The organism is Sporosarcina sp. SAFN-015 (assembly GCF_059415085.1).
Window position 1 is genome coordinate 1 of the sequence record NZ_JBPFDR010000005.1, and the last position, 15,850, is coordinate 15,850.

The 15,850-nt window shown below is 41.5% G+C and carries 14 protein-coding genes; 4 read left to right on the forward strand and 10 right to left on the reverse strand.

The annotated features are described in order from the left end of the window. Positions 1-226: 226 nt before the first annotated feature. Entirely contained in the window at positions 227-1,129 is a 903-nt protein-coding gene (locus ACR65H_RS10155) for a DMT family transporter (RefSeq protein ID WP_440500106.1), read from the reverse strand. Positions 1,130-1,247: 118 nt separating this feature from the next. Here ACR65H_RS10155 and ACR65H_RS10160 point away from each other — a divergent pair, with 118 nt between their 5' ends. Beyond that, on the forward strand, positions 1,248-1,970 hold the full coding sequence (locus tag ACR65H_RS10160) for an MgtC/SapB family protein (protein ID WP_440500108.1): 723 nt from the start codon (positions 1,248-1,250) through the stop codon (positions 1,968-1,970). Positions 1,971-1,985: 15 nt separating this feature from the next. Beyond that, positions 1,986-2,996 carry a cation diffusion facilitator family transporter gene (locus tag ACR65H_RS10165; RefSeq protein ID WP_440500110.1) on the forward strand — a complete coding sequence of 337 codons (1,011 nt, stop codon included), beginning with the start codon at positions 1,986-1,988 and terminating at the stop codon, positions 2,994-2,996. A gap of 32 nt (positions 2,997-3,028) precedes the next feature. Here the strand turns inward: ACR65H_RS10165 and ACR65H_RS10170 are convergent, their stop codons facing one another. Further along, positions 3,029-4,195: an iron-containing alcohol dehydrogenase gene (locus ACR65H_RS10170; RefSeq protein WP_440500111.1), complete on the reverse strand. Its 1,167-nt coding sequence runs from the start codon at positions 4,193-4,195 to the stop codon at positions 3,029-3,031. Between the two features lie 105 nt (positions 4,196-4,300). Between ACR65H_RS10170 and ACR65H_RS10175 the strand changes: the two genes are divergently transcribed. Next, the gene (locus ACR65H_RS10175) at positions 4,301-4,537 is read left to right on the forward strand and encodes a DUF378 domain-containing protein (protein ID WP_440500112.1); all 237 of its coding nucleotides are present in this window, start codon (positions 4,301-4,303) and stop codon (positions 4,535-4,537) included. Positions 4,538-4,581: 44 nt separating this feature from the next. Here ACR65H_RS10175 and ACR65H_RS10180 read toward each other — a convergent pair whose 3' ends face one another. From ACR65H_RS10180 to pruA, 3 genes are all read right to left on the reverse strand, one after another. Beyond that, positions 4,582-5,826: a Glu/Leu/Phe/Val family dehydrogenase gene (locus ACR65H_RS10180; protein ID WP_440500113.1), complete on the reverse strand. Its 1,245-nt coding sequence runs from the start codon at positions 5,824-5,826 to the stop codon at positions 4,582-4,584. A gap of 86 nt (positions 5,827-5,912) precedes the next feature. Next, a complete protein-coding gene (locus ACR65H_RS10185) occupies positions 5,913-7,106 on the reverse strand; it encodes an ornithine--oxo-acid transaminase (protein ID WP_440500115.1) in 1,194 nt (397 codons plus the stop codon). Between the two features lie 76 nt (positions 7,107-7,182). Continuing rightward, positions 7,183-8,727 (reverse strand): L-glutamate gamma-semialdehyde dehydrogenase, encoded by a 1,545-nt coding sequence (gene pruA / locus ACR65H_RS10190; protein ID WP_440500116.1) that lies wholly within the window; start codon positions 8,725-8,727, stop codon positions 7,183-7,185. A gap of 144 nt (positions 8,728-8,871) precedes the next feature. Here pruA and ACR65H_RS10195 point away from each other — a divergent pair, with 144 nt between their 5' ends. Further along, positions 8,872-10,182, forward strand: coding sequence for a sigma 54-interacting transcriptional regulator (locus ACR65H_RS10195; RefSeq protein WP_440500118.1), 1,311 nt, complete (start codon positions 8,872-8,874; stop codon positions 10,180-10,182). Positions 10,183-10,352: 170 nt separating this feature from the next. Here the strand turns inward: ACR65H_RS10195 and yugI are convergent, their stop codons facing one another. The 5 genes from yugI to ACR65H_RS10220 all read right to left on the reverse strand — a co-directional run bounded on the left by yugI (position 10,353) and on the right by ACR65H_RS10220 (position 15,768). After that, the gene (yugI, locus tag ACR65H_RS10200) at positions 10,353-10,727 is read right to left on the reverse strand and encodes a S1 domain-containing post-transcriptional regulator GSP13 (protein ID WP_440500119.1); all 375 of its coding nucleotides are present in this window, start codon (positions 10,725-10,727) and stop codon (positions 10,353-10,355) included. 156 nt (positions 10,728-10,883) lie between these two features. Beyond that, on the reverse strand, positions 10,884-12,581 hold the full coding sequence (locus ACR65H_RS10205; RefSeq protein ID WP_440500120.1) for an RNA polymerase sigma factor: 1,698 nt from the start codon (positions 12,579-12,581) through the stop codon (positions 10,884-10,886). A gap of 96 nt (positions 12,582-12,677) precedes the next feature. Continuing rightward, positions 12,678-14,861, reverse strand: coding sequence for a hypothetical protein (locus ACR65H_RS10210; RefSeq protein ID WP_440500122.1), 2,184 nt, complete (start codon positions 14,859-14,861; stop codon positions 12,678-12,680). Further along, positions 14,851-15,405, reverse strand: coding sequence for an RNA polymerase sigma factor (locus tag ACR65H_RS10215; RefSeq protein ID WP_440500123.1), 555 nt, complete (start codon positions 15,403-15,405; stop codon positions 14,851-14,853). The genes ACR65H_RS10210 and ACR65H_RS10215 overlap by 11 nt, the downstream gene beginning before the upstream one ends. 102 nt (positions 15,406-15,507) lie before the next feature. Further along, positions 15,508-15,768, reverse strand: coding sequence for a DUF1871 family protein (locus ACR65H_RS10220; RefSeq protein WP_440500124.1), 261 nt, complete (start codon positions 15,766-15,768; stop codon positions 15,508-15,510). Positions 15,769-15,850: the final 82 nt, after the last annotated feature.

The following is a 15,850-nucleotide window of genomic DNA, read 5'->3' on the forward strand; positions in this document are numbered from 1 at the left end:
TTTGTCTTTTCACCGACAAAGTCGGCTGCAAGACTTTATTTGTTGACGTTTTGCTGTTCAGTTTTCAAGGTTCATTGTCGTTCGCTTTTTCGCGGCGACTTCTTAATCATAACACTTCGTCGTTACCGAGTCAACAACTTTTTTAAATTTCTTTTCTTCGTTTTTACCGAAGTTGTTGTTGTCTCTTAAGGACAAGTAATAATATACATCATTACTGATTAAGAAATCAAGCCTTTTTTAAAAATAATTTCTCGCGAAGCTTTTTTATATCGACAACGAACAAGAGAATCCCCGCAATGACAACGATTCCGCCGGTTATTTGCGCTGCAGATAGTTTCTCGTGAAGGATATAGAATGCAAGTATGGATGCACCAACAGGTTCAAATAGTATTGCGATAGAAATCACATTTGTACTGACCCACTTAACCGCCCAATTAAATAGCGAGTGTCCTAGCAAGTTAGGAATTAACGCAAGCAGGAAGAACCAGAACCAATTTGAAGTTGAATACGGACCGAACGACTCCCCTTTTATAAGGACATAAAAAAAGAGTGTAACTGTACTGATTGAGTATAGAAGAAACGTATAAGTAATTAGAGACAATCGTTTGCGTACTTCTTGTCCGAAAAGCAAGTATGCGGTAATTAACGCACATGCAGCCAAAGCAAGCATATCTCCGAAAAAGGCGGTTCCGCTCAATTGGAAGTCACCCCAACTGATAATGACGCTACCTGCAATCGCAATGACGGCCGATAAAATTGTTTTAAAAGAAAGCTTTTCTTTAAAAAAGAAATACGTACCGACAAATGCAAAGATCGGCTGCAATGTTACAAGAACAGTTGAACTTGCAACAGAAGTGTAGTTCAACGACTCAAACCATAGGATAAAGTGAAAGGCTAGAAAAACTCCCGCGATAGCAGAGAAGATCCAGTCTTTTTTTGTTAACAGAAATACTTCCTTTCTATATTTCACTAGAAATAATGGAAGCATGAGAATAACAGTAAACAACATACGATAAAAAGCAATGACGCCAGCATCCGCTGTAGCTAATTTTACAAAAATAGCAGAAAGCGCCACTGATATGACGCCAACGATTATTGGTATGTACGGATGAATTGAAGGTTTTTCCATGATGCACACTTCTCTTTCAATAGGAATACAGGTTAGTTTATAACCGTTTTAGGCTAAAGACAATACAAAGAGTATAGCACATCTTCCTTAGGTAGATGATAGTGGGGGGGAAAAAGCAATGGATTGGATTATCAATAATTCGATGTATCCAGAAGTTTTGATTAAAATTGCAATCGCTTTAGGTTTAAGTTTAATTATCGGAGTAGAGAGGGAAATTAAGAAGAAGCCGATCGGTTTGAAGACGAGTGCAGTCATCTCCACCTTCAGTTGCCTGTTGACTATCGTTTCAATAGAAGCTGCTTATCTTGTTCCGGCAAGGAATGACATTAATGTAACAATGGATCCCCTACGTTTGGCAGCGCAAATCGTAAGCGGAATCGGTTTCCTTGGCGCAGGAGCAATTTTAAGAAGAGATAACGATAATATTACTGGTTTGACAACGGCGGCAATGATTTGGGGAGCGGCAAGCATTGGAATCGCTGTCGGCGCAGGATTTTATATTGAAGCCGCATTCGCTGTGTTGAGCATTCTTTTTGTCATCGAGGTAATAGCACCGATTCTTGGAAGGTTCGGTCCTAAAAGGATTCGTTCAAAGGAAGCTGCCTGCATAGTCGTCATATCGGATAAAAGTAAAATTGATGATTTGATCGAGATATTAAATTCCGAAAATATGAAAGTGGAGAATCTAAGAATTCGACAATTGCACTTTGATGATAAACCTTCAGTACATGAAGTCGATTTTCGTCTCGACGCGTTGCCTAAAAAAGGTACTACACAATTGTACACAGAACTGACTGAACTACCTTATATTGAATCAGTTGAAATAGAAATCTTTCCTTAATGGAGGCTAATGTCTATGAAAGATATTTTACGTTTGCTGAAGGATGGCAATAAACCGTCGCTCTTGGCGGGTATCGTAAACGCTGCCATCGCCATCCTTAAAGCAGTCGCCTATGTGTTAACAGGGAACGTTGCCATGTTTGCAGAAACGCTGCACTCCTTAGGAGACGCAGCGAACCAATTTTTTGTATATATCGGTTCCGCTCTCTCTAAGAAGGCGCCTACCCCAAATTTTCCGAATGGATTCGGCAGAGTTGTCAACCTTGTTTGTTTAGGTGCAGTCATAATTGTTGGGATCATGTCATACGAGGCAGTAAAGGAAGGTTGGCATCATGTATTGAATCCAACCGAGACAACAGGGCTGCTTATCAATTTAAGCGTCCTTGGATTAGCAACATTATTGGAGTTTTTCGTACTATTAAAGGCGTCTAAGGAAATTGCCCATGAGTCAGGACAAGCCCATAAAGGGCTGAAAGCTTTTTTCTACAGCTTGACACATCTGAATAAAGCCAAGCCTGCCACTAAACTTGTTTTCATGGAAGACTTAGTGGCAACAATCGGTGGATTGTTAGCTTTCATCGCAGTCCTGATTGCCCATTACACAGGATTCCTGCAAGCAGAAGGAATTGCCTCCATGGCAATTGGCTTTATGATGTTTTATGTCGTCGGAAGAGTATTCCTTGAAAATGCGCGAGGGGCAATTGGTGAAACCGATGAAGAGATGTTAAACCATATTTCACAAATTATTGCCGAAGATCCGGATATAAAGGATATCCAAAAAGTAGAAGTTATTAAAGAAGGTGAATATCTACATGTAGAAATAGTTGCTGAGGTAGATCCTACACAAACTGTAGCTTATATTGATGATGTTAGGGACAGGCTGATGTCATTAGTATTGAAGCAAAAGGGCGTCCGGGAAGCAATGATTTCATTCGATGAAGATGATGGCATCAAAACTTGGCAGGGAGTAAAAGAGCCTGCAATATCGGAAGAAGCTCGAAAGAAACTTCCCGAAGGAAAAAAGTAGAGGGTAGAATATTCACCCTCTACTTTCTTTTATTATAACGAAGCTTCCAATATGGACTTCACTTCTTCTTCGCTCAATTGAGCAAATCTGCCCAGCGGCCCATTAATCGCAGCCTTCTTAGCCATAATGTCGATTTTCGAATTATCGATACCGAAATCCGCCAGCTTTTCAGGTGCTCCGATAGCTGTCCAATATTCCCTTAGTTTTTCAATTCCTTCTAGAGCAATTTCCTCATCTGATTTCCCCTCAGGATTCACTCCAAATACGTTTACAGCCAATCTTGCATAACGAGCTGGATTCAGCTTAAGCGTATGCCTCATCCAATGAGGGAACAAGATTGCCAATCCTCCTGCATGCGGAATATCATACACTGCAGATACCGCATGCTCAATATCATGCGTTCCCCAGTCACCGCCGGCATTCCCCATACCTAAAAATCCGTTCAACCCCCATGTTCCGCCTAGAAGGATCGTTTCACGCAACTCGTAGTTCTCCAAATCGTCAACAAGTTTCTCACCTGCTGCCATGATCGCCCTTAAAGCACCTTCGCATAACTCATCTTGAAGCGGAGTATTCGTCGCACTATGGAAATACTGCTCAAAAATATGCGACATCATATCGACGATGCCGTAAACAGTTTGATCTTTAGGAACTGATAGCGTGTAAGTTGGATCAAGGATAGAGAATTTCGGGAAGTTGAAAGGACCTCCCCATCCGTACTTTTCTTCAGTTTCTTCATTTGTAATGACGGAGCCTGCATTCATTTCAGAACCAGTCGCCGCTAAAGTCAAAATCGTCCCAAAAGGAATCGCTTCTTTAGGAAACTCTTTTTTAATGACAAAATCCCACGGATCGCCATCATACTTTGCAGCTGTCGCAATTAACTTCGTACAATCAATGACTGATCCGCCCCCGACCGCCAAAATGAAATCGATATTATGCTCTTTGCAAAGGGCAGCCCCTCTTCTTGCTGTACTGACGCGTGGGTTCGGCTCCACTCCCGCAATTTCAAATACTTCTTTTCGTTCATTTTTCAGTATTTCCATCAGTTCATCATAAAGGCCATTCTTTTTAATACTTCCTCCACCATATACAACAAGGATCCTATCACCATATGCCGATAATTCCTTAGCGAGCCTTGCAATGGAATTTCTTCCGAAAATCAATTTTGTTGGGTTTTGAAAAATAAATTCTTTCAATTAAATGACCTCCTTTTTCTACTGTTCATTATGCAAGAACGAATTGAGCGATGCAAGTATGGAACGATTTCGTTTGGGAATCCTTAAATTAGGAGGTGAAACGCTTTGGTTCAAAAACTAGCAATAGCAATTACAATTATCGGCGCACTTAATTGGGGTGTCGTCGGGATTTTTAACTTTGACGTCGTTGCTCAACTATCAGATGGACACACTAAACCGCTTGCACGCTTCTTTTATATTATCGTAGGAATTTCCGGACTCCTATCACTAGGTTTGCTTTTTGATACGTTACGAGAAAAACAGAGGGAGCATTTAGCTGTAACGGAGGCGGAAGAAGCGTAAAAAAGCATCTCCCATTTTATAGGAGATGCCTTTTTATTGTTTGATTAAGCCCAACCACGGAATCTTGATGCTTCTGCTGTTTTACGAATACCAATCATATATGCAGCAAGACGCATATCTATATTTCTTGTTGATGCAACGTTATAAACGTTGTCGAACGCATCAACCATTTTCGTAGTCATTTTTTCGCGAACTTCTTCTTCTGTCCAGTAGTAACCCATATTGTTCTGAACCCATTCGAAATAGGAAACTGTTACGCCGCCCGCACTTGCAAGGACGTCAGGGACAAGGAGAATTCCTCGTTCCGTAAGAATTTTTGTAGCTTCCGATGTTGTAGGACCATTCGCTGCTTCCACAACGATTGTCGCTTTAATATTGTGCGCGTTGTTTTCAGTGATTTGATTTTCAATTGCTGCTGGAACGAGAATATCACAATCCAATTCCAAAAGTTCAGCATTCGAAATTGTGTTATCGAAAAGTGTTGTAACTGTTCCAAAGCTATCACGACGATCCAATAGATAGTCGATATCCAAGCCGTCCGGATCATGAAGTGCGCCATAAGCATCGGAAATACCGATAACTTTTGCCCCTGCATCATGAAGGAATTTGGAAAGGAAGCTACCCGCATTTCCGAATCCTTGAATGACAACACGTGCACCTTTCATATCAATTCCACGTTTTTTCGCAGCTTCATTAATAATGATTGTGACACCTTCCGCTGTAGCACGGTCGCGCCCTTGGGAACCACCGAGAACAATCGGTTTTCCTGTAATGAAACCTGGAGAGTTGAATTCATCGATTCTGCTATATTCATCCATCATCCAAGCCATAATTTGAGCATTAGTGAAAACGTCTGGTGCCGGGATATCCTTAGTCGGTCCCATTACTTGACTTAATGCACGTACATAGCCGCGGCTCAATCGCTCAAGTTCGCCCATGGACATTTCTCTCGGGTCGCAGATGATTCCGCCTTTTCCGCCGCCATATGGCAAGTCGACAATACCCGCTTTCAACGTCATCCACATTGACAATGCGCGCACCTCATCCGCAGTAACTGCAGGATGGAAACGAACACCGCCTTTTGTAGGACCAACTGCATCGTTATGCTGTCCGCGGTATCCAGTGAACACCTTCACTTTTCCATCATCCATGCGGACTGGAATTCTAACTTCCACCATTCTGATTGGTTCTTTTAATAGATCGTACATTCCTTCATCATAGCCTAATTTGTCAAGTGCTTCCTTAATGACAACTTGTGTAGACGTAAACAGATTCAGGTTTTCAGTCATGTAAAAGTTCGCCTCTTTGATTTCATAATGTTTTTTCTACCGCACATATTGTATCATACACCTAATAGATTTTGTGAAGTATTTGTTTAGTTTGTAAAAACTTTATTAATTTTCTCTAGTGCCCAATCAAGTTCTTCCTTTGTAATGACTAAAGGTGGTGCGAAACGGATGACCGTATCGTGTGTCTCTTTACATAGCAATCCTAATTCCTTCAGCTTTTCGCAATAAGGTCGAGCTGCTTCCGTAAGTTCTAGACCGATGAACAGGCCGCGCCCACGCACTTCTTTAATCGATGGGTGATTGATTTTCTGTAATTGTTCAATGAAGTAATTCCCTAGTTCAAGTGATTTATCTGCAAGCTTCTCATCCTGTAAAACTTCCAAAGAAGCGATTGAAACAGCACACGCCATCGGATTGCCTCCGAATGTAGAACCATGTGAACCTGGATTGAACACTCCGAGAATATCTTTATTCGCTACGACGCAGGAAATAGGAAATACGCCTCCGCCCAATGCTTTCCCTAAGATATACATGTCTGGCTCAAAGCCTTCCCACTCACAAGCAAACATTTTACCCGTACGGCACAGGCCTGCTTGGATTTCATCCGCTATGAAAAGTACATTATGCTGTTTACAAAGATCATAGGCAGCTTTCATATAGCCAGCAGGCGGAATAAGAATTCCCGCTTCCCCTTGGATCGGCTCGATGATGAATGCAGCTGTATTCGGAGTGATTGCTTCTTCCAATGCTTTTAAGTCTCCGAAATCAACTAATTTGATGCCAGGAAGCATCGGACCGAATCCGCGCTTATATTCTGCTTCTGATGAAAGCGATACAGCTGTCATCGTACGTCCGTGGAAGTTACCATTGCAGCCGATGATCTCTGCTTTGTTTTCTTCGACGCCTTTAACATCATATGCCCATCGACGAGCTGCTTTAATAGCTGTTTCCACAGCTTCTGCCCCTGTATTCATCGGCAATGTCATATCTTTGCCAGATAGTTTGCATACCATTTCATACCACGGACCAAGTTGGTCGTTGTGGAATGCGCGTGATGTCAAAGTCACTTTATCTGCCTGGTCCTTCAACGCCTTAATGATTCTCGGGTGACGGTGTCCTTGGTTCACAGCTGAATATGCTGATAGCATATCCATATATTTATTCCCCTCTGGATCCTTTACCCAAACACCTTCCGCTTCAGAAATGACGATTGGAAGTGGATGGTAATTGTTTGCACCGTATTTATTCGTTTGTGAAATGATCTTTTCAGAAACCGACATGTATTTCCCTCCCCATTTTGTATGTATTGCAGGAAGCAGTTTGTAAACTGCTTCCTATACTATTTCCTATATTAAATTATAACGTCTCAGAAGTTGTTTTACCTTGCATGTGTAGTTGCAAGTAGTCTGGGCCGCCTGCTTTTGAATCCGTTCCAGACATATTGAATCCGCCGAATGGTTGGTAGCCGACGATAGCGCCTGTGCAGCCGCGGTTGAAGTACAAGTTTCCTACGTGGAAATCTTGACGTGCCTGTTCAATATGCTCGCGGTTGTTTGTAATGACTGCGCCAGTTAGGCCGTAATCCGTATTGTTGGCAATTTCGATTGCTTCATCAAAGCTCTTCGCTTTAGAAATAGCAACGACTGGTCCAAAAATCTCTTCCTGCATGATGCGTGCTTTTGGATCAACATCTGCAAAAACTGTCGGTGCAATGAAGAATCCTTTAGAGCTATCTCCTTCTCCACCAGCAACAAGACGTCCCTCTTCTTTTCCGATTTCAATATAGCTCATGATTTTATCAAATGAAGCCTGGTCGATAACCGGTCCTGCAAAGTTCGATTGATTCGAAGGATCACCATAAGTTAATCCTTTTGTCAATTCTTCAACGCGTGCAACGACTTGGTCATATACATCTTCATGGATGACCGCACGTGAACATGCAGAACATTTTTGTCCACTGAATCCGAATGCTGATTTAACAATCGATTGAGCCGCCAATTCAAGATCTGCTTCATTGTCAACTACAATTGTATCTTTACCGCCCATTTCTGCGATAACGCGTTTCAACCAGATTTGGCCTTCATTCACTTTTGCCGCACGCTCATAAATACGTGTGCCGACTTCACGTGACCCTGTGAAGGAAACGAAACGTGTTCTTGGGTGGTCAACGAGGTAGTCGCCGACTTCTGCGCCTGAACCCGGAATGTAGTTGACTACGCCTGCAGGCATTCCCGCTTCTTCAAGGACTTCCATGAATTTATAAGCAACAACCGTCGTTGTGGATGCAGGTTTCAATAGAACCGTGTTACCTGTCACCAATGCAGCTACAGTCGTTCCAGCCATAATCGCCAATGCAAAGTTCCAAGGGGAGATGACTACGCCAACTCCTAGAGGGATGTAGTCGAATCGGTTGAATTCACCAGGACGGCTTTCTACTGGCATACCGTTCTTCAACTTAAGCATTTGACGACCGTAGTATTCCAAGAAGTCGATAGCTTCTGCTGTATCCGCATCTGCTTCATTCCATGGTTTGCCCGCTTCTTTTGTCAAAAGAGCAGAAAACTCATGCTTACGGCGACGGATGATAGCCGCAGCTTTGAACAATACATCCGCGCGGAATTCCGGCTTCACTTTGCTCCACGTTTTAAACGTTTCGTCAGCTACATTCATCGCTTTTTCAGCAAGATCTCTGCTCGCTTTAGAAACGCGGCCAATTACTTCCTCTTTATTAGCAGGATTCGTCGAAACGAGTTTGTCTTCTGTCATAATACGCTCTCCGCCAATGATTAGCGGGTAGTCTTGCCCAAGGTAGCCTTCAACGGTTTTCAAAGCTTCCTCATATGCCTTTTTGTTTTCAGCTTGTGTAAAGTCCGTAAATGGTTCGTGTTTGTATGGAATCATTTTACTCCTCCTCAGGTAGTTAGCAGCAAAATTAATTTGCATTTAATCTGTGATTACATATATAATAATGCAAGAGATTGTTGCACATTTCAAGTGTTTTTGTTTATTTTTCGAAAAAAAAATATAAACGGACGGTGTTGATTCGTGAATAGAACTGAAAAGAACCTTTTTCCCTTATACGAATTTGCGGTGAACCGGGCCGGTGTCGGTATCCATGCAGTGGATCATACCGGCAGAACTGTTATCTATAACGATAAGATGAAAGCGATTGAAGGCTTGGAGCTTGAAGAAGTCGGAGATCGCTCTATCCTGGAGCTATTCAACTTCGATCAGGAAGAAAGCACATTATTAAAGGTGCTTCAAAGCGAAATCGAGCAGCTTAATGTTAAGCAGACGTATTGGAATCGAAAAGGATATGAAATTACGACAATCAATGATACGTACCCCGTATTTCAAGATGGTGAACTTGTTGGCGCTGTGGAAATTGCAAGAGATGTAACTGCACTCGAAAGGTTCGTTCTTCATCCGTTGCGGAAAAACAGCGATCCTGTCACATTCAATCAAATTATTGCTGATTCGGATGAAATGAAAGCTGTCGTATCGACAGCCCGAAAAGCAGCAAGTGCAAAATTACCAGTACTGCTCATCGGTGAGTCAGGAACAGGAAAAGACTTAATTGCTGAAAGCATTCATAACGAATTGTCACCTGCCAATGGACCGTTCTATACTCTTCATTGTCACCAATCGAATGCGGAGCTTATCGAGCGACTCTACGAAGACTTGAATATGTCAGAGCCATTCACGTTATTCTGTGAGCGTATCGATTTATTATCCATTTCCCTTCAGCAGAGCCTTTACACGTTTTTAAAAAATGCTGCTCAATCAGGCCGTCAATTGATTGCAAGCATCGGTGATGATCCCGTTGAATTGATTGCAAAAGGAAGTCTATTGAAGGAACTTTATTATTTCTTTGCTTCTTTTACAATTAGAATATCCCCTTTGAGAAAGCGGAAAGAAGATATACTTTCGTTCGTCACAACGTATTTTGCTAAACGGAAGGAGCGCTTTGGAACGTCCCTCATTGGAATCACAAAGGAAGTGGAGGAGCTGTTCCTACGCTACGATTGGCCAGGAAATATGCGGGAGCTGGAATTTTTGCTCAATGAAATCTCTTCTCTCGCCACTACAGAGACGGAAATCACATACGGAATGCTGCCTCTTCATTTCCGACTAAAAAGTGATGCGGGCAATTCACCGACACAAGCAGTCGACTTTATCGTAAATCCTGAAAAGGAACTTATGCCATTGGACCGTTATTTGAAAGAAGCGGAAGAGTATTATTTACAGAAGGCAATGAAGCTTCATGACGACAACATTACTAAAACTGCAACTGCACTTGGCATGAGCAGGCAAAACCTTCAGTACCGATTAAGGAAATTAAAAAACGGGAGATAGGCTCAAATGGCCTTCTCCCGTTTTTTTCGCATTTAGTTTTGCTTTTGTACCGTCTAGACTCCGGGCGCCAGAAGCTCGGGGTTATAAGTCAAATCTGCTCTGTGGCAAAAGCGCCACGTCGCATCTTCGTCTTATGCCCGTCGCTTCTAGACAGGCGCCCTCCGCTTTTGTTAATATCCTGAACGATCGATCCAGTCTTTCAGTTTGTCTTTTAATGAATTGAAGCCTTCCGCATCATGCTCTTTTACTTTATCTTGCAGCGATTTGCGGGGGCGGCCCGGTTTATGATGGTTGTTCGGCGCCTCTTGAAGTGCACGGATGGATAAGCTGATCTTTCCTGCATCATGATCAACCTCAAGCACCTTCACTTTCACTTCATCACCTACAGCTAGATAGTCATTGATATCTCTGACAAATCCATATGTTATTTCTGAAATATGAACGAGACCTTGCGTCTCCTCATCAAGTGCGACAAATGCTCCGTATGGTTGGATGCCAGTCACTTTGCCCGTCAACTCTTCCCCCACTTCATATTTTTTGCCCATGTGAAACAGCTCCCAATCTTTTTGGTATCGAATCTGCCTATACGGCCATCCGCAATTATACCATAAAAAGCCGTTCCTAATCAAAATATTCGATAAGTTAATTGTAAAAATTCAATCATTTCAATTTTTCTAGCTTGCTTGTTTTTCTTCCTTTTTTCATCTTTTCATTTCGCCAATGAGTTCCCGCAGTTTTCCTTCTAGGTAAAAATACTGAAGCTTTTCTAAATTTCGGGATGTTGTCCAGCCTGATTCCTCCATATCTATTACAACTTCCCGCAATAATTGAGCCGCAGGTGAATCTTTTCCATTGAAGGCAATACGCGTCCACGCCTCTTTATATTCCTCTTTAATAACTCCGGTGGAATCGCGAATTTCCGCTTGTTCCACCATTCCTGTTACGGAATACATCATCCATATATACAAATTATAAGTGTTTGAATAGAGCACTGGATATTCTTCAGCCCTTAGCACCGCCTTCTCCGTTTGCAAAAGAAGATCGACTTGCTCTTCAATCGGTCGCAGATGGAAATTAAATAAAGTATCTGTCATAAGGGAAATATATATATCCATATTTGAATGCAGATTTTCTCGGAGATTGCCAGTCAGTTCAGGGTTACCGTATTTAGGGTACAAAAAGCCTTCTGGATCGCCCTTCAAATAGAATCCTTGCTCCTCCATACCGATAATCGCTTCTTGAAGATTTTTCGGGAATGTTGATTTATTCTCAATAAACGACTCATAATCAAAGCCGTCCCTACCGACCAATCCGGCATCATATATCAGCTTTTCATTCCCATATAAAATGTTCATGTATGAATTTAAAAGAATATTACTCGTTTTATAATATTCATTCATAAATTCCATACTCTTCTTTTCGTCATTCACTAAAGGGTTTTTAGATAACCCCGCGACCATTTCGGAAGGGACCTTAAGCTTACGTATTAACGCGTCAAAATCAGATTTCGCTTTTACCTGATCAAACTTGCCGTCTTGCTCCAATTGCTCATTCAAATTAGCAATCAACCAGTCAAATTCCCTTCTTGTATCTTCCCCGTATGTTTCAGCGTAAATGTCATTCCTAAGTAATTGGGGAGCAGGGAGACCAGCAAGCTTCAGATTACGTTCCAGTTCCTCTTGGAATGTAACCTTTGCCGCCTCAATGAATTTCTCACTAGATTTCAGCTGATAAGCGTCGCTGTTTGTATAAGTGATAATTGACAATAAGACGAGTAAGAGGCTTGTGCCGACACTCCAAAACAAGTAAGGTCTTTTCTTTTTAGCAGTTTCACTTTTCTGTTCAACTATAGGTGATTCATCTACTTTAGAATGGAATATCTTCGTTTCATTATAAGATGACGAAAGTCGTTCATAGGACTTATTCAAAAACTCCAGTTTCTTATCCAAGTTGGGCTCGTCCATTATGGAATACGCTTTCGTCAAAGCCAGTCTTACTTGTTGCTCAGTCATCCCTGTTATTTCAGCAATTTCTATAAGTGATTTAGTGTGGAAACGGTCTAAAATGAAAGGAACTCGGTATTCTGCTGGCATTCCAATCAATTTGCAGTGCAGTTCATTATCTTCTTCAAACGAGAAGAAACCGCCCGAAGTTTCGGCCGTTTGCCTACCATCCAACTCCTGTAAAACATTTATATATAGAGTGCTCTCTTTTAAATCTGTAACATCCCTATGATCTTTATATACGTTTCTATAGGCCTTCTCCGTCACAGTTCCAGCCTCTTCTAACGAAGCTCCAAATTGCACGGCAAATCGTTCAATGGTCCGAACATGCTTTTCCATCCATCCCTTGAAAGTTACTTGGTCCCCTTTTAGCATTCTTTTTTCTTTAACATCCAATCAAATCCCCACTTCCCCTTGCAAAACCACACCTACTTCAACTATACCAAATAGACAGAAAAAAGACTGCCGAAATTAGGCAGCCTTCTCTTTTGATTATTCAAACGGATTGAATTTGACTCTCCAGCCATCCTCCGTCCAATACATGTGGAATGTCCTTTCAGATGGAAGATCAGGGAATATTTTTGTGTCCACAGTAAGTGTTGCGATGCCAGGCCAGTTACCGTTGTCGTCTTGCTCCAGACCTTGGAAGGATACTTTTTTATACATCTGCTCATCGAAAGGCGGAGAATATTTCTCGGGATTTTCTAAATACGTTTCCTTATCGACAACTTCGGACCCTTCACCTTGATAGAACAGCTCATATTGCATTTCATAAAAGCCTTTATCGCCGGCATAGAAATACATGGCGAGAATATCAAGTGGTTGGCTCCATCTTAAATAGCCTTCAATATCATCAGTACTGACCATTCCCTCATAGTAAAAAGCACTCATACTCATTATTTCATCTTTGAAATCCATTTCTGGACTCATATGATAGGAAGGAAGGACTCTAATATTCTTCGTTCCGACTTCCCAAACACCTTCTTCATTAAAGACCATCGGGACTTCTCCAACCGATCGCGAAAATTTTACCGAGCTATAGAACTTATGATGATCACGGTAGACTTCTTGCCCGTTAAACCGTACTTCTCCAGGTTTGTGGAAGTATGAAAGGCCTTTTCTCCAGTTCTCCACGTACATTTCAAGCGTATATTCTATACCTGACTCGTCATACTTCAAATAGTTTTCATTAGTTAAATAATACATCGTTTCAGGATCATCCAATTCATTCGCATAATCAAACATGGCGAGCACATGAACGGGCGATATCCCTTTCAGCAAGGATTTATCATATGACTTCTTAAAACTTTCGTACAAAGCTTGAACTTCCCGCTCAAATGAAGCATCTGGCAATCGTATGGCCACGTCTTGAAAATCCGGCCTTTCTCCATACATATATTCCTCAAGCAACCCTTCCCTGTATAGGACGAGCGCTTCCTCCAAGTCTTCGTAATTCAGGGAAGCCCAGCTTGCGGACTCTCGCCAACCCGATGCCTCCATCTCTTTAATGATTGGTTCCAAAATGTAACGCATCGGAGTTGCCTGCCCTCCGCTAGCCATATTTCTCCACGCTTCTTGGTAGTCGGGAAGCAATACACCATCTGCATTAAAGAGCTTTGTAGATTTGCTTCCTTTCATCATTTCATTGAACAACGTAATATAATACGTTTTTAAAATCGGATATAAAGTCGAATCTTCTTCTACATTAATAAGGGTATACTCCATATCCTGAATCATTGCGCTTGATTGAAGCAACGGGTGCTCCAGAATCCCTGCATGCATATATGGGGCATCGATCAGCATTTGACGGTAACCAAACGTATACGTATGAAGATTTGAATCGAGCTCCCGATGCAACTGGGACTCATAATACCGCACCCCGATTTCACCCGTGTACTTCTCGGATTCCATGCGGATGGATTGCTCTTTCATCGTGTCAATAATATTTTGCAGCTGTTCAGGGAAACTTTTGCTCGTCAGCATCATAATTTCCGCCTTATCCACAGTCGGGCTAACTTCGAATTTTTCGATTGCCTCATAATTCTCTTGTTTAATCGTTTCATAAACGATGATCAGTCTTTTTACTTTTTCACGGTAAGTTGTTAGAAACTCGATGCTTCCTGCCTCGTCTTCAGTTAACGGACTCCTCTTCAGATCTTGGACCATTTCGGAGGGTAATTTTAAGTCCTCAACCGCTTGATTGTATAGATTTGATAAGATTTCTTTTGCATTTTCATATTGTTTAATATTGTCCGTATAATTTTCCATGGAAAGCAACCATACCGAACTTGATTCCACATACTGCTCGAAATGCTCTTCGTCCAACTTCAGTATTTCCCGCCGTTTTTCCTTTTCCACTTCGTACTTCGCTTTTAATTCCTCGATATATTCATCTAACTCAGCCGAATCGATATTATTCTCTTCGGAATTTTCCTTTTGGTCAGCAAGATATCCTACTCCGATGAGCCCAATAATGAAAACACTCGCAATGCTCACCGCCCAAACAGTGATGCGCTGCCTCATATTATTTTTAATCGATTTTTTCTGTTCATGAGGGTGAGATTTTCCTTCTTCATCAATCTTCCTGAATACTTCATCCGGATTAAATGAGGAAGGTACACGTTCATAAGATTTCTTCAAAAACTCCATCCGTTTCTCAAAATTATCATTGCCCATGTATTACCCCTCCCTTCATGTTCATTTCTTTTTTCAAGTTGTCCTTCGCTCTGAAAATACGAGTTTTCACTGATGCCAAAGAAATATTTAATACATCGGCAATTTGCTGGTAGGTCAAATCTTGAAAATAAAATAAGATAAGGGGAATCCTATATTTTTCATCCATTTGTACAATTGCTTCATGTAATTCACGATCTTCTTCAAAGAGGAGAACTTGTAATTCGGCAGATTGTTGAGTTGAATCTTTTCCGGTTTTTTTCATCCGCTCCTCCTTCGCTGTTTCCCTTCCTTCTTTTCGATAGTAATCGCGTGTAGTATTTAACGTAATTTTATATAACCATGTCGTAAACCTTTGCTGATTAAATTGCGGCAGAAATCGATATAGTTTGATAAACACTTCTTGTGTGACATCCGGTATATCATCAAGGCGTACGCCGCACTGGTACGCGAACTTCTCAACTGTGCGAAAATGCATTTCCATCAATTGGCCAAACGCCTCTCTGTCTCCATTTTGCGCACGGGTAATTAAATCAGTCTCCTCCATAATGCCCCCTCACTCTCTATCCTTCTATTGGTGATACGAAGGGAACTTCATAAATGTTTCATCTAAAAAACCGCATCTACAGTTTTGTAGATGCGGTCATTGTTATACTATACATTTTGCTTCATATTTAATCGCCAATAACTTATAAGCTATCTGCATGCACTTCTCTATCGGAATCCATACTTCAAATGATTGTTCATAGATCTCACGAATTCGTTTTGCAAGATCGGTCGGGTGATCAAGAACTTGGAGATCAGCAACTACATCGGCAATTTCAAGTTCATACGATTTTCTGCCGACATTAAAAGGATCCCATTCTTCAAGCAGCAAGATTGCTTTTTTATTCATTTCAATTGTTTGCACGACGAGTCACCTTATTTTTTTCTTTTGTTTCATTTATGATAGCATAGTAATGAAAAAGAAAAAAGGAATTGAGGGATATTGG

Coding starts and splice junctions, on each gene's coding strand:
- ACR65H_RS10155 (WP_440500106.1), bottom strand. CDS start 1,129: ATGGAAAAACCTTCAATTCATCCGTACATACCAATAATCGTTGGCGTC.
- ACR65H_RS10160 (WP_440500108.1), top strand. CDS start 1,248: ATGGATTGGATTATCAATAATTCGATGTATCCAGAAGTTTTGATTAAA.
- ACR65H_RS10165 (WP_440500110.1), top strand. CDS start 1,986: ATGAAAGATATTTTACGTTTGCTGAAGGATGGCAATAAACCGTCGCTC.
- ACR65H_RS10180 (WP_440500113.1), bottom strand. CDS start 5,826: ATGACTGAAAACCTGAATCTGTTTACGTCTACACAAGTTGTCATTAAG.
- ACR65H_RS10185 (WP_440500115.1), bottom strand. CDS start 7,106: ATGTCGGTTTCTGAAAAGATCATTTCACAAACGAATAAATACGGTGCA.
- pruA (WP_440500116.1), bottom strand. CDS start 8,727: ATGATTCCATACAAACACGAACCATTTACGGACTTTACACAAGCTGAA.
- yugI (WP_440500119.1), bottom strand. CDS start 10,727: ATGGGCAAAAAATATGAAGTGGGGGAAGAGTTGACGGGCAAAGTGACT.
- ACR65H_RS10210 (WP_440500122.1), bottom strand. CDS start 14,861: ATGGGCAATGATAATTTTGAGAAACGGATGGAGTTTTTGAAGAAATCT.
- ACR65H_RS10215 (WP_440500123.1), bottom strand. CDS start 15,405: ATGGAGGAGACTGATTTAATTACCCGTGCGCAAAATGGAGACAGAGAG.